Below are 14,026 nucleotides of genomic sequence, written 5' to 3'. Positions count from 1 at the left end.
AAAAAACTCCTTAAATAAATACCTGTCCTCCAGCATAATACCACGTTAAAGCACTGGGGGTCAGGCACCTTTTAGTTGTTAGTTTAATACCCTTCTGACTGAGTAAACGTCAGGGATTTGTTTAATTCGATCAACCACTTTTTGAAGGTGGCTGACATTTGTGATTGAGATGGACATATTAATGGTCGCAACCTTGTTACGGTCAGACTTTCCAGAAACTGCTGATATATTAGTTTTCGTTTCATTTACAGCCTGGAGCACTTCATTGAGCAGTCCTCTGCGATCATATCCACTTATTTCGATATCAACATTGTATTCTTTTCGGTCATTTAAAGCTGATTCCCATTCAACCGGAATCAAGCGTGCTTGAGCATCATCTGTATGGATGTTGGTACAGTCTGCACGGTGAACCGAGACTCCCCTACCCTTTGTGATAAATCCAACGATGTCATCACCTGGGATTGGGTTACAGCACCGCGATAATCGGATTAACAAGTTATCAATCCCTGAAACCCGAACACCCGACTCACGTTTTTTCACCGCTGGGAGTGCTTTAAGTTCTGACACTGCAAGCGCAAGATCCTTCTCCTGCTCTTTATCCCGCTTCTTACGCCATTTTTCCGTTAATCGGTTGGCTACTTGAAGTGCAGTAACACCACCATACCCTACCGCTGCATACATATCTTCTTCGGTTGAGAAATTGAATTTATCTGCTACCTGCTTCAAGTTTTCAACAGTAAGGATTTCTTTTAAATCAAAATCCATCGCTTTAATCTCTTTTTCAACAAGCTCACGGCCTTTGTCGACATTTTCGTCTTTCCGCTGCTTTTTAAAGAACTGACGGATTTTATTTTTAGCCTGAGACGTTTGCGCAAGCTTAAGCCAATCTTGACTTGGTCCATAAGAATGCTTAGACGTGAGAATTTCAATGATATCCCCAGTTTTCAGCTTATAGTCAAGCGTAACCATTTTTCCGTTCACTTTCGCACCAATTGTTTTATTACCGATTTCCGAATGGATCCGATAGGCAAAATCAATTGGAACGGAACCGGAAGGAAGCTCAATAACGTCAGCTTTCGGCGTGAACACAAAGACCATGTCTGAAAACAAATCAATTTTTAAGGATTCCATAAATTCTTCAGCATCTGCTGTTTCATTTTGGAATTCAAGGATTTCACGGAACCATGTTAGCTTTTTATCTAAGGTAAGTCCCTCTTCAACTGGTTTCCCTTCTTTATAAGCCCAGTGAGCCGCTACCCCGAATTCGGCGATACGATGCATTTCTGTGGTACGAATTTGCACCTCTAGAGGGTCACCCTTTGGACCAATCACCGTTGTATGAAGCGACTGATACATATTTGGCTTCGGCATCGCAATATAGTCCTTAAATCGACCTGGCATCGGTTTCCAGCATGTATGAATGATCCCCAGAACCGCATAACAATCTTTAATGCTGTTAACAATAATTCTCACTGCTAACAAGTCATAGATTTCAGTAAACTGCTTATTCTGCAAGGCCATTTTTCGGTAGATGCTATAAATATGCTTTGGTCTACCGTTTAGCTCGGCTTTAATATTGACATCCTTTAATTGATTTTGAACCTCAACAATGACCTCTTCTAAATATTGTTCACGCTCCGCGCGCTTTTTCTTCATTAAGTTGACAATGCGATAATATTGCTGTGGATTTAGATACCTTAAAGCTGTATCCTCAAGCTCCCACTTAATTTTGGATATTCCGAGCCTGTGTGCAAGTGGAGCAAATATTTCTAGTGTTTCATTAGAGATTCTGCGTTGTTTTTCTGGAGGAAGATGCTTAAGTGTTCTCATGTTGTGGAGTCGATCCGCTAGTTTGATTAAAATGACCCTAATATCCTGAGCCATTGCCACAAACATTTTCCGGTGGTTTTCCGCTTGTTGCTCTTCCTGAGATTTATACTTGATTTTACCGAGCTTTGTTACTCCGTCGACAAGCATTGCCACCTCAGAATTAAAAGCTTCCTCAAGATCTTCAAGGCTTACTTCTGTATCCTCGACAACATCATGAAGAAAACCTGCTGCCACGGTCGCAGGATCCATCTCTAAATCAGCCAATATCCCGGCAACCTGAATGGGATGTATGATATAAGGTTCGCCTGATTTCCGATACTGGTCATGATGAGCCGCTTTGGCAAAATGGTATGCTTTCTCAACCATTTTGACATGCTCATCATTTAGATATTCACTTGTCATTTTTATAACTTGCTCGGCGGTTAATACTTCATCATTCGCCATGAAATCACCTTTTATCATAAAAAATCTGGAGGATTTTGCAATGTCTCCAGCGGCCATTGTATAAAATAAAATGGTTTCCTAACCATATTCCTAATTCAAAAGTATCAAATGGATTGTTATTATTATCAAAGAAAAATTCCAATATGTAAAGGAAAGAATGTTATTTCGGCTGAAAAATACAAAATCTGTCGAAAAAAATTTCCTAGTTATATGGAAAAGGCACCTCAGAAGAAGTGCCTGCTCTCTAATATTCCAATAAAGTTAAAACATCGTAGTTATCTAATTTGCTGCGACCATCAAGGTAAGTTAGTTCAATTAGGAAAGCAATCCCCGCAACGACGCCACCGAGTTCTTCTACTAATTTAATCGTGGCTTCGATTGTACCACCTGTAGCAAGCAAATCATCAGTAATTAACACTCTCTGACCAGGTTTAATTGCATCCTTATGAATGGTTAAAGTGTCTTTTCCATATTCAAGGCCATAATCCACTTTAGCCGTTTCACGTGGCAGTTTTCCTTCCTTACGAACTGGAGCAAAGCCTACTCCAAGTGAATAAGCGACTGGGCAGCCAATAATAAAACCGCGAGCTTCCGGTCCTACAATTAGGTCAATCTCTCTTTCACGTGCATAAGTGACAATCTGATCGGTTGCATACTTATATGCTTCTCCATTAGCCATCAATGGTGTGATATCCTTAAACGTGATACCCGGTTTTGGCCAATCGGGTACGATGGCTACATATTGCTTTAAATCCATGTTGAAATTGCCTCCTCATTTTGCACCGACCCTTGAATGACTTGGTCGAACCAACTCTTCAACTGCTCAAAAGATGAATAGAGCAGCTCATTTTCAAGAGTAAATGTTGCCTGTTTTTTCTGATAGGTTTTAGATTCAGATAAGTCCCTTTTCGGAACGTTCTTTTCTAAGGAAATAAATCCATTGTCTATTTTAACAAACTCTAGGTCAAAAAACACCTGTGACATAAATTCTACCGTTTCTTTTGTCCATCCACGGTATTTTGCCAATTCTTCTCCGTGGCGTTTCAAGTCAAAGGAACCTCTTTTAGCCAAGAACGCATAGTACCATTTAAAATGTTCCCTCGTAGGCATCGTACTAAAGAAATCGCTATTTTCTTTATGAAAATGAACATAAATTCTAGCTGGTTGCTTCCCCGAAACAAGTTTTTCTAGTACTTCCATAGATGGTGGTAAATCGAGAAGCACAATATTCTTATGCTTGATTTCAGTCTGTGTAGCGGCTTCCTCATTTTCAACCTTAAGGAGATTACCTAAGCCATATCGTTGGAACATTGCTTCATTTCCGTGATCAAATAAGATCCACTTCGTATCTTCTATTGGAATCATTTCAGCCAATTTATCATGTCGTCTCAACCCACGAATATCAAAAAGTTGCCAGCTATGAACCGCAAGATCCTGCAAGAAGATTTGTGGTTTTCTCATATTGTTCCATTCATTAATCGAAAGTTCACCAATGGCAGATAACGCCGATATTGGTGAAATTTCTTCATGAAGTGGACCAAGTCCAAAGCCAATCCCATCTAATGATGTACCTTCATTTGTTAGTGTAACCTTAAGGTGGTTCTGATTTGCACCAATTTTTCGCATAGAAGAAATTTGGGTTTCCTTAATGAGTACCTTAGGTTTCGGATTATCAACACCGTATGGAGCAAGTTGCCCCATTTCAGCAATCGAATCTAAATTTATTTCACCTAGAGAGACTTCTAGGTCCACTTGGGTAACCGGGATTAAGTCAGACTCCGTTAACTGCTCAACACCAAGAGCGTTTAGCCTTTGTCTAAGCGTATCCACATCCTCTAAATTTAGTGTCATTCCTGCTGCCATTGGGTGTCCACCAAAGTGTGGCAGAATATCTCGACAGGTTGAAAGGTTTTTAAATAAGTCAAAACCTTGAATGCTTCGTGCTGAACCTTTAGCCAAACCTTTTTCCTTATCAAAACTAAGGACGATGGTTGGGCGGTAAAATTTTTCAACAAGGCGAGAAGCGACAATCCCAATCACTCCAGGATTCCAACCTTCCTTGCCAATGACAAGTACATGATTATCTTTAATTGGATAATGGTTTTCCACTTCAGCAATCGCTTCTTCGGCAATTGACGCAACGAGAGTTTGGCGCTCTTTATTCAACCCATCTATCTCTTCGGCTAACATCATAGCTTCGTCTCGATCGTTTGTTAACAAGAGTTGAACTGCAGGATCTGCGCTACCTAGTCGACCGGCAGCATTAATCCTTGGTCCAATGACAAACCCCACTGTTTCTTCACTAATCGATGGCAACTCCGTTTTCGTCATAGAAAGCAACGCTTTTAGACCGAGGTTTTCCGTTCGTTTCATCTGTTGAATTCCTTTTTTTGCAATCAGACGATTTTCTCCTGTTAATGAAACAAGGTCAGCGATTGTCCCAATTGAAGCAATTTCTAGTAACTCTTCAGGAACAAATCCATAAAGGGCGTGCGCGACTTTAAAAGCGACACCAACACCAGCTAGGTCCCTAAAAGGATAAACACTATCTTCAAGTTTTGGATGGATGATTGCATATGCATTTGGTAGCTTAGGTCCAGGTTCATGGTGATCTGTAATGATTAAGTCTAGCCCTAGTTCCTTTGCAACATCCGCTTCATGTAACGCTGATATCCCCGTATCGACGGTAATAATCAACTTGACTCCATTCTCTGCTGCATGTCTAAAAGCAGGCTCATTTGGGCCATAGCCTTCAGTAAAACGGTTTGGAATATAGAAGTCTACATTTGCACCTAAATCTACTAACACTCTCATCATAACCGTTGTTGAACTCACACCATCCGCATCGTAGTCACCAAAGATTAGAATTGGCTCTTGATGTTCAATGGCTTGTTTCACTCTATCTACTAATTTATCCATATCTTTTAATAAATACGGATCATGAAAAGATTGATTTTCTTCAAATAAAAAATACCGGGCATCTTCCACGGTATCAATTCCGCGATTGACAAGCAAACTTGCAGTCAAAGGAGCAATATTTAATGCAACTGCCAGCTCTTCCGCTTTTAGTTGGTCGGTTTCTTTTACAACCCACCTAGTCCTGGATTTTAACATACGTTCACCCCTTAGCCTTTTCATTATACAGAAGCATCCTATTAGTTTCAATCCGCGGAAAACTAAGGCAATGCCCGTATATTAATGGGAATGAGGGAGCTAACGCGTATAATTTCCATAAAATGCTGTTCGTAGATTAAAGGGTCCTAATTAGAGTGTAACACTACAAAAACGCACAGAAAGAGTCTAAAATTGTAGAGAAAACACTTTGTTTCGTAGAGTGAAAATTTCCCAACTGACCCCCGTTTTAAATAAAACTGATAAATTTACTATTTTTCACACCTACTAAGCCCATTCTAAGCAAAAAAACCGCAGGAACTCAGGTTCCTGCGGTTTTTCAATTCATAATTAAACTTGTGGTTCATCAGAAATTTTACTTTTTTCCTTATAAGTAATAATTGTACCTTTTTTCTTAAGTTCTTTCACTTTAAGGACGTAATATAACTGTGCTGCAATAAAGATGGACGAATACGTACCCGCAATTAGTCCAATTAGCAAGGCTAAAGAGAAGTTCCAGATTGACTGGCTACCAAAGATGAGCAATGCTACAACAGTTAATACAACCGTAAGGATCGTATTTATCGAACGACCCATTGTTTGACGTAAGCTTTGATTCACGACCTCGGAAATATCTTCAGGGGTCTTCAGTTTTTTCTTGCGTCTCAAATTCTCGCGAATACGGTCAAAGGTAACGATCGTATCATTGATTGAGTACCCGATAATCGTTAAAACAGCAGCAATAAAGGTCAAATCAACCTCTAGTCTTAACAAGCTGAATACGGCGATGATAAAGAAAGCATCGTGGACAAGCGCGAGAACTGCTGGCGCCGCCATACGAATTTCAAATCGAACCGTTACATATAACACGATGCCAATGGAGGCAAGAATAACTGCAATAAAGGCATTTTCTGCAAGTTCCTTCCCAATCATTGGAGACACCGTACTAACATTTGGCTCAGCACCATACAGCTTTTTAAATTCTGCTTTTAAATCAGCAATTTCATCTTTTGATAGAACATCTTTATAGCGAGCAACTCCAATTTCATTGTTTTCTCCTGAAATCACAATGTCATCGGTTTCAATGCCAGATTCCGCTAGGTTTTCTTTTAATTTGTCAGCTGTGACAGTCTGATCAGAGAGAACCTCAATACGTGTCCCACTCGAAAAGTCAATGCCAAGATTTAAACGGAAGATGACAAGAACAATCAAACCGGCTGCAAGTAATACAGAAGAGATGGTAAAGAACAATTTCCGAGATTTAATAAAATCAAAACGATCAAATTTCGTTTTTAAATCAAGTGTTTCAACGTTCTCGGAAATATGATGAATTTCATTCTTCTTAACGCCAAACCAACCTGGTTTGTTGTTTAAAATCCCACTGTTTACCCAAAGTGCAAGGAATAACCTTGATCCGAACACGGCTGTAATAAAGCTCATGAATACACTCAGAATGAGCATTGTAGCAAAGCCTTTTACTGAGCTCGTCCCGTATAGGAATAGCACGAATGCAGCAATCAATGTTGTAAAGTTTGCATCTAAAATGGTTGAAAGAGAGTTTTTACTACCTGCAGCAAATGCTGCTTTTATATTGCGTCCAACTTTCAATTCTTCTTTGATTCGTTCATAGGTGATGATATTGGCATCGACGGCCATTCCGACACCTAGGATCAAGGCAGCTATCCCTGGAAGCGTAAGAACTCCGTTCATCCAATCAAAGACCAATAATATAAGGTAAATATAAATAGATAAGGTTACCACAGCAATAAAGCCTGGGAAACGATAATAGCCAATCATAAATAGGAATATGGCAATAATCCCTAAAATCCCTGCTATGATGGTTTCATTTAGTGCTTGTTCCCCAAATTTTGCCCCAACCGACGTTGAGTATTGTTCTTCAAGCTCAACAGGTAAAGCACCAGCATTTAAAAGATTAGCTAGCTCTTTTGCCTCCTCAACAGTGAAGTTACCAGTAATTTGCACCGTCTCTGTTGGCAAGACCTGTGTCACGTTCGGTGCAGAAAGGAATTTTGGTGCAGGCTTCATTCTTTCTTCTTTATACGAGTCAACGCCCTCTTCATAATCAAGCCAAATGACTAGCTGATTTTCAGGTGCCATCGCAAGGATTTCTTGTGTGATTTTTCCAAACTGTTCGCCGCTCTTTAATGTGATTGAGACACTAGGTGCATTGTTTTCATCAAAACTTTGTGTAGCACCGTTTTCCGCTAAGTCGGTACCATCCATCATCACGCGGTCATTCGCATCACGGAAGCTAAGTTTGGCTTCTGTTGAGAGAATTTCACGAGCCTTTGCCTGGTCCGTAACACCAGCCAACTGGACTCGAATTCTGTCCTCTCCTTCGATTTGGATATTTGGTTCACTTACTCCAAGAACATTGACACGTCGATCTAGGGCTTCAACGGTACTCACCAACATCTCCCTGTCAATAACTTGTCCTTTCTCTGCAGGTTTTACTTCATAAAGAACTTCAAATCCACCTTGAAGATCTAGACCAAGCTTAATATTTCCTAAAATATTCTGTGTTGTGAATCCCATTGCACTTCCAATAAGAATCACGACAAGGAAGAATGCAATGAGACGACTGCGTTTTACCATTATGTATAAGTCCTCCTAACCAATATCCAAAAAAATAAAGTCTTCATGCATTTCTCAATGAAAACTTGCAAAAAAATTACAATTTAATTATGAACTTGCAGACTATTACTGTCAATTTAACAAAGATATAAATTTAAGTTAAAATGAACATTTATTTTAATAGTTCCCTCCGTTCCTCTTCATCTGAAAGAGTGAGGCTAGTTTGCTTGAAGGCTTCAACTGTAGCAAAATTCATATATTCCCCGGGTTTAACCGCTAATATATCTGCAACTATTTCATACAAACGGGTATTTTCTTTCGGCTTTTTCCACCTTTTATTGAGCAAATATTCCCACATTTCTTTTTCAGTAACCGCTCCATACCCTAGCATCTTTAGTTCCTCTAGTTTACTTTTTATTGCGGGGCGAACATTCTTCCTAAATTGCTCGTACATATGCTCGTGCTCCATGCACTCCGCCTCCCTGGCTGCTCTATGAATTTTTTAAAATCTTAATACCTGTCATGCTTTGTCCACTCATGTGCATATAGATATTGTATCTGAAATTAGCATTTTTGAGAAGGCGGGAGCAGGATGTCAAAGTTTTTAAAAGGAACAATGATCTTACTAGTTGCGGGATTTGTCACAAGAATCCTTGGGTTTATTAATCGAATTGTACTAGCCCGGTTCATAGGCGAGGAAGGTGTCGGCCTTTATATGATGGCCTTCCCTACTTTTATCCTTGTCGTCACCATCACTCAACTTGGACTACCTGTCGCCATCTCAAAGCATGTCGCAGAGGCGGAAGCACAGGGTGATTTTGCGAAAATCAAAAAAATTCTCGTTGTCTCATTGGCAACAACCATTTCTCTTTCCTTAATCTTTACGCCAGCGTTATTTTTCTTGGCACCTCAGCTCTCGCAAATCCTATTTACCGATGAACGAACCCTTCTCCCTTTGCTCGCGATTACCCCAATTATTCCAATCGTGGCCGTGTCATCGGTTTTAAGGGGATATTTTCAAGGGAGACAAAACATGAAGCCGGGGGCCATCTCCCAAGTCATTGAGCAGGTTGTCCGCATTGCCTTAATTGCTGGACTCACAAAGACATTTCTTCCTTATGGGATTGAATACGCAGCCGCAGCAGCAATGGCATCAGCTGTTATAGGCGAATTAGCTTCACTACTTTATTTAATCACCACTTTTAAAATCAAAAAGAAATTTCGACTCCGAAGAAACTTTTTTCAATTCGTTCAATCTGGAAATAAAACCCTTAAAGAATTAATGAACATTGCCCTACCGACAACCGGTAGTCGAATGATTGGATCGATTTCCTGGTTTTTTGAACCAATCGTCGTCGCCCACAGTTTAGCCATTGCCGGTGTCGCAGCCACAGTAGCAACAAAGCAATATGGAGCATTAACTGGTTTTGCCCTTCCACTGTTAATGTTACCGTCATTTGTCATGAATTCTCTTTCAACTTCTCTAGTTCCAGCCATCAGCGAAGCACACTCAAAAAAGGATTTTAAAATGATTGAACACCGTCTTCAGCAATCCCTGCGTTTTTCTTTTCTAACAGGTGGATTGTCGATTATCATCCTTTATGTTTTGGCTGAGCCACTCATGCGGGTGATGTATGGAACCGATACTGGCACGGAGTTTATTCTATTAATGGCACCATTCTTTTTATTTTACTATTTCCAAGCACCGCTCCAAGCCACCCTCCAGGCTTTAGATTTGGCTAGAGCTGCAATGATCAACAGCCTGATTGGAAATATCGCTAAAATTGCGGTGATTTTTATGCTTGCCAGTCAACCAGCCTTCGGTATTAAAGGAGCGGCACTAGGGTTAACAATGGGATTTGTGTTAACCACTTCACTTCATTTTGCCACTGTCCTTAAAGCAGTATCGTTCACCTTCCATATTCGTGAGTATATGAAAACCTTTGCTGTTATTGCCTTATCCATCTATCTTGGTTTCCTAATTTGGGACAGCCTTGGGTCGAATATAGCTTTATCGTTAAGGGTATTAATTTCAGCAACCATTATTAGTGTTATCTATAGCTTTGCTGTTCTTTTAACAGGATTAATCAAAAAAGAAGAACTTATTAGAATACCTGTTATTGGGAGACCTCTATCAAACTTAGCGTTTACCGCAAAGAAAAAATAACAACGCACCAGGATTTTATTGGTCCTGGCGCGTTATTTTTCATCCTTTATATCAACGTAAAATTTATTTTTGTTTTGATTATAGTTGCAAAAGGATATTTGATCGATATCTGGATAACCTTTCTTGGTTAACTGATCATAAAGCCATGATTTACTTTTCCCGATTACATTTAAATTCTCATTTTGAACAGCTCCATCAATAATGAGGGTCAACGCTAAATTTGCTTTTTCCCCTCTTTTAAAAATAGATAGTTTCCCTGATGTCTCCAAAATGGCATAATCAACATCCTCAATGTCGGAGACTCCACCTTCCCTTAATTGAAGAAGCAAGTCATCAAAATTATAGCGCTGTTTTCGCATCTCATTTTCATCAATCTTTCCTTTATTGATGATGATACTAGGTTTTCCATCAACCAATAATCGAAAGCGTTTACTCTTTAAGGATATAAAGGCTAGGAAATACTGCACGCCTACAAGTAACAGCATTGGTACTAAGGATTTAATGAGTGGGTCATCATTTTTTTCAATCGCGATAGCCGCCATCTCTGCAATCATCATGAAAACAACCAAATCTAATAAACTTAACTCCCCTATTTCCCTTTTCCCCATTACTCGGAAGATCGTTAAAATGACCGCATATAGAGCTAAGGTCCTGAAAATAATGGATGCGTACTCTTCCATTCATAATCCCCTCCGAAACACATGCATTAGGAAATAGCATTCGGCAACAGGTACTAAATTATTCCCTCGATCCTAAAAAATGATTCTTGAAAAATCCGGTAAATTTTAATTCTATTTTTGCTTCTTAAGAATATGCTTGTACTAAGGTAATCTAGGCGGCATTGGGTAAAACCAGTGTAGGAAGGGGAGAAGAAAGATGGAATCAAGGAGTTTGGGAATTGCTGTGCTCTACGGGGTTATTGCAATATTCGTTTTCGCTATTCTAAGTAGTTTAGTCTTTTCACTTTTGTTAGCCTATACTTCAGTACAAGAATCATCCCTGAAGTATGTCGTAACAACCGTTTCATTCCTCTCGTTATTTATCGGTGGATTTATTACCGGAAAGAATGGCAAACAAAAAGGATGGCTGATTGGTGGCGCAACTGGGCTTATCTATTCAATCATCATTTTCCTATTTCAATATCTTGGACATGATAGCCTATTTTCCTCAGAACAAATCATCTATCATACCTGTTATATCCTAACAGCGATGATGGGAGCTATTCTTGGTGTAAATATGAGCTCTACGAAATCACGAAATTAAAAGATCTAGCAAAAGAGCCAAATAAAAAAGCAGGTGCTTTGCACCTGCTTTTTTGCTCTATTCACTAACGACGTCGCGGATTGCGTTACGGTCATAAGTTAAACGGCTTCCATCTCCACACTTGATGACGACAGTTCCTTCGTCTAGTGCATCGACAAACCCATGAAGCCCACCGATCGTTACGATGCGGTCCCCTTTTTTAAGGTCACTTTGCATCTGTTGTACTGCTTTTTGCTTCTTCTGTTGAGGACGAATCAACAAGAAGTAGAATAGCACGAACATTAAAATCAGTGGGAATACTGTACCTAATAAACCTTCCATTCTTTCTCCTCCTTTCGCATTCTCAAGCCAGCTGCTTATTAAAAGTTTTTCGCATTCGGCTTATTGAAGCCATAGCGCTCAAAAAATTCTTCTCTGAAATCTCCTAATCGGTCTTCCATGATTGCTTGTCTGACTTGCTCCATTAATTTTAACAGAAAATGAAGGTTATGGTAAGTAGTAAGCCTTATTCCAAATGTTTCATCACATTTAATCAAATGGCGAATATAAGCGCGTGAATAATTCCGACAAGTATAGCAATCACATTCCGGGTCAATTGGACCAAAATCGCGCGCATACTTCGCATTTTTGACAACCAAACGTCCTTGACTTGTCATCAACGTCCCATTTCGTGCAATCCTTGTTGGAAGAACACAGTCGAACATATCAATTCCACGAATACTACCGTCAATTAATGAATCTGGTGAGCCAACTCCCATTAAGTACCTTGGCTTATTTGTTGGCAATAAAGGTGTCGTAAACTCGAGCGCCCGGTTCATCACATCTTTCGGTTCGCCAACGGAAAGACCTCCGACCGCGTAACCTGGGAAATCAAGAGATACAAGATCTTTTGCACTTTGTTTCCGTAACTCTTCGTACTCTCCACCTTGGACAATTCCAAACAACCCTTGGTCCTCTGGACGCTTATGAGCTTTTAAGCAGCGCTCAGCCCATCTAGAGGTTCGCTCAACAGAAGATTTCATATATTCATATGTAGCTGGATATGGTGGACATTCATCAAAGGCCATCATGATATCAGAACCAAGGGCATTTTGAATCTCCATTGCTTTTTCAGGCGAAAGAAATAGCTTGTCTCCGTTTAGGTGGTTGCGAAAATGAACTCCTTCTTCCTCAATTTTTCGGAACTCACTTAAACTAAAGACCTGGAAGCCACCAGAATCAGTCAGGATTGCGCGATCCCAGTTCATAAATTTATGTAGCCCGCCGGCTTCTTTCACAATTTCATGACCAGGACGAAGCCATAGATGATAGGTATTGCTTAAAATAATCCCGGCACCCATATCCTTCAGGTCCTCTGGAGCCATTGTTTTCACCGTTGCGAGGGTTCCAACAGGCATGAAAGCTGGTGTATCAAACGATCCATGAGGGGTATGAACACGACCAAGCCTCGCACCGGTTTGCTTACAGGTTTTTATTAATTCATATGTGATTGCAGACAATTGTGTTGCTCCTTCCATGTTTAAATCCTAGTTGTTTATAAAATAAATTTTCGTAGTATGACTATTACGTTTAGAGGATGAGCATCGCATCGCCAAAGCTGAAGAAACGATATTTTTCCTTTACGGCAGTATTGTAAGCATTTAGGACAGGTTCACGGCCAGCTAGGGCGCTTACCAACATAATTAAAGTAGATTTCGGAAGATGAAAATTCGTGATCATCCCGTTGATCCCTTTAAACTCATAGCCAGGGAAAATAAAAATATCCGTCCAACCACTAGAAGCAATAAACTCACCCTGATTTGCCGAGGCAATGGTCTCTAACGTCCTGGTAGATGTCGTGCCAACCGAAATAATCCGTCCTCCTTGATTCCGCACTTCATTAAGAAGGCGTGCCGTCCCTTCAGACATGATGTAAAATTCCGAATGCATTTCGTGATCCTCAATCGTTTCAGCACTTACTGGTCTGAACGTCCCCAGTCCAACATGTAAGGTAATGAACGTGATATGAACGCCCTTTGCTCTGATTTCCTCTAGCAAAGCCTCCGTAAAATGAAGTCCTGCCGTTGGTGCAGCCGCCGAGCCGCGCTCCTTGGCATAGACGGTTTGATACCGGTCCTGGTCATCTAGTTGTTCTTTGATATAAGGAGGCAACGGCATTTCCCCTAGTTCATCGAGAACTTCGTAAAAAATACCTTCATATGTAAACTCTAGCTCCCGGCCACCATGATCCGATTCACCGGTACAAACAGCGGTCAAAAGACCGTCTCCAAAGAGTATTTTCGTCCCTTTCTTGACCCGTTTCCCTGGTTTTACAAGTGTCTCCCACTTGTCTCCTTCTACCTGTTTCAGAAGCAGAACCTCAATCTTTGCTCCAGTGTCTTCCTTAATCCCAAACAATCTCGCTGGTAGTACACGAGTATCGTTAAGCACAAGACAATCCCCTGGACGAAGGTAATCAACGATATTCTTAAAAATACTATGTTGCAAATCTCCAGTCTTCTTATCTAAAACCATCAATCTGCTTTCTGACCGGTTCGCTAGTGGAACTTGAGCAATCAATTCCTCTGGCAAATGAAAATCAAATAAATCTACTTTCATGTTGTAATTTCACCTATA

11 protein-coding genes are annotated in these 14,026 nt (G+C 40.3%); 2 read left to right on the top strand and 9 right to left on the bottom strand.

What is annotated here, in order from left to right; genetic code table 11:
* Window positions 1-78 precede the first annotated feature (78 nt).
* The 5 genes from H0185_RS05505 to H0185_RS05485 form a co-directional block, all read right to left on the bottom strand.
* Window positions 79-2,274, bottom strand: coding sequence for a RelA/SpoT family protein (locus H0185_RS05505; RefSeq protein ID WP_221872002.1), 2,196 nt, complete (start codon window positions 2,272-2,274; stop codon window positions 79-81).
* Between the two features lie 244 nt (window positions 2,275-2,518).
* On the bottom strand, window positions 2,519-3,031 hold the full coding sequence (locus H0185_RS05500) for an adenine phosphoribosyltransferase (RefSeq protein WP_221872000.1): 513 nt from the start codon (window positions 3,029-3,031) through the stop codon (window positions 2,519-2,521).
* Window positions 3,022-5,388: a single-stranded-DNA-specific exonuclease RecJ gene (recJ, locus tag H0185_RS05495; protein WP_221871998.1), complete on the bottom strand. Its 2,367-nt coding sequence runs from the start codon at window positions 5,386-5,388 to the stop codon at window positions 3,022-3,024. The genes H0185_RS05500 and recJ overlap by 10 nt, the downstream gene beginning before the upstream one ends.
* Window positions 5,389-5,736: 348 nt before the next feature.
* Entirely contained in the window at window positions 5,737-8,001 is a 2,265-nt protein-coding gene (gene secDF / locus H0185_RS05490) for a protein translocase subunit SecDF (RefSeq protein WP_221871997.1), read from the bottom strand.
* A 151-nt stretch (window positions 8,002-8,152) separates the two neighbouring features.
* Window positions 8,153-8,449, bottom strand: a complete 297-nt coding sequence (locus H0185_RS05485; protein WP_221871995.1) for a post-transcriptional regulator — start codon at window positions 8,447-8,449, stop codon at window positions 8,153-8,155.
* A 123-nt stretch (window positions 8,450-8,572) separates the two neighbouring features.
* Here H0185_RS05485 and spoVB point away from each other — a divergent pair, with 123 nt between their 5' ends.
* Window positions 8,573-10,147: a stage V sporulation protein B gene (gene spoVB, locus H0185_RS05480; RefSeq protein ID WP_221871993.1), complete on the top strand. Its 1,575-nt coding sequence runs from the start codon at window positions 8,573-8,575 to the stop codon at window positions 10,145-10,147.
* A gap of 32 nt (window positions 10,148-10,179) precedes the next feature.
* On the opposite strand, the gene H0185_RS05475 is transcribed toward spoVB, so the two are convergent.
* Window positions 10,180-10,827 carry a DUF421 domain-containing protein gene (locus tag H0185_RS05475; protein ID WP_221871991.1) on the bottom strand — a complete coding sequence of 216 codons (648 nt, stop codon included), beginning with the start codon at window positions 10,825-10,827 and terminating at the stop codon, window positions 10,180-10,182.
* A gap of 196 nt (window positions 10,828-11,023) precedes the next feature.
* Here H0185_RS05475 and H0185_RS05470 point away from each other — a divergent pair, with 196 nt between their 5' ends.
* Window positions 11,024-11,410, top strand: a complete 387-nt coding sequence (locus H0185_RS05470; protein ID WP_221871989.1) for a TIGR04086 family membrane protein — start codon at window positions 11,024-11,026, stop codon at window positions 11,408-11,410.
* A 57-nt stretch (window positions 11,411-11,467) separates the two neighbouring features.
* Here H0185_RS05470 and yajC read toward each other — a convergent pair whose 3' ends face one another.
* From yajC to queA, 3 genes are all read right to left on the bottom strand, one after another.
* Window positions 11,468-11,731, bottom strand: coding sequence for a preprotein translocase subunit YajC (gene yajC, locus H0185_RS05465; protein ID WP_221871987.1), 264 nt, complete (start codon window positions 11,729-11,731; stop codon window positions 11,468-11,470).
* A gap of 38 nt (window positions 11,732-11,769) precedes the next feature.
* Window positions 11,770-12,909 carry a tRNA guanosine(34) transglycosylase Tgt gene (gene tgt / locus H0185_RS05460; protein ID WP_221871985.1) on the bottom strand — a complete coding sequence of 380 codons (1,140 nt, stop codon included), beginning with the start codon at window positions 12,907-12,909 and terminating at the stop codon, window positions 11,770-11,772.
* Window positions 12,910-12,979: 70 nt separating this feature from the next.
* Complete coding sequence (queA, locus tag H0185_RS05455; protein WP_221871983.1) at window positions 12,980-14,008, bottom strand: tRNA preQ1(34) S-adenosylmethionine ribosyltransferase-isomerase QueA; 1,029 nt, start codon at window positions 14,006-14,008, stop codon at window positions 12,980-12,982.
* Window positions 14,009-14,026 lie beyond the last annotated feature (18 nt).

Source organism: Mesobacillus maritimus (assembly GCF_019749255.1).
GTDB classification, from domain to species: Bacteria; Bacillota; Bacilli; order Bacillales; family Cytobacillaceae; genus Mesobacillus_B; species Mesobacillus_B maritimus_A.
The sequence above is the reverse complement of the archived record's forward strand: the minus strand, read 5'-3'. Positions and strand labels throughout refer to the sequence as shown.

Excerpts from the sequence above, each read along its gene's own strand:
- H0185_RS05485 (WP_221871995.1), bottom strand. The coding sequence starts at position 8,449 with ATGGAGCACGAGCATATGTACGAGCAATTTAGGAAGAATGTTCGCCCC.
- yajC (WP_221871987.1), bottom strand. The coding sequence starts at position 11,731 with ATGGAAGGTTTATTAGGTACAGTATTCCCACTGATTTTAATGTTCGTG.
- recJ (WP_221871998.1), bottom strand. The coding sequence starts at position 5,388 with ATGTTAAAATCCAGGACTAGGTGGGTTGTAAAAGAAACCGACCAACTA.
- queA (WP_221871983.1), bottom strand. The coding sequence starts at position 14,008 with ATGAAAGTAGATTTATTTGATTTTCATTTGCCAGAGGAATTGATTGCT.
- H0185_RS05500 (WP_221872000.1), bottom strand. The coding sequence starts at position 3,031 with ATGGATTTAAAGCAATATGTAGCCATCGTACCCGATTGGCCAAAACCG.
- secDF (WP_221871997.1), bottom strand. The coding sequence starts at position 8,001 with ATGGTAAAACGCAGTCGTCTCATTGCATTCTTCCTTGTCGTGATTCTT.
- H0185_RS05470 (WP_221871989.1), top strand. The coding sequence starts at position 11,024 with ATGGAATCAAGGAGTTTGGGAATTGCTGTGCTCTACGGGGTTATTGCA.
- H0185_RS05505 (WP_221872002.1), bottom strand. The coding sequence starts at position 2,274 with ATGGCGAATGATGAAGTATTAACCGCCGAGCAAGTTATAAAAATGACA.
- spoVB (WP_221871993.1), top strand. The coding sequence starts at position 8,573 with ATGTCAAAGTTTTTAAAAGGAACAATGATCTTACTAGTTGCGGGATTT.
- H0185_RS05475 (WP_221871991.1), bottom strand. The coding sequence starts at position 10,827 with ATGGAAGAGTACGCATCCATTATTTTCAGGACCTTAGCTCTATATGCG.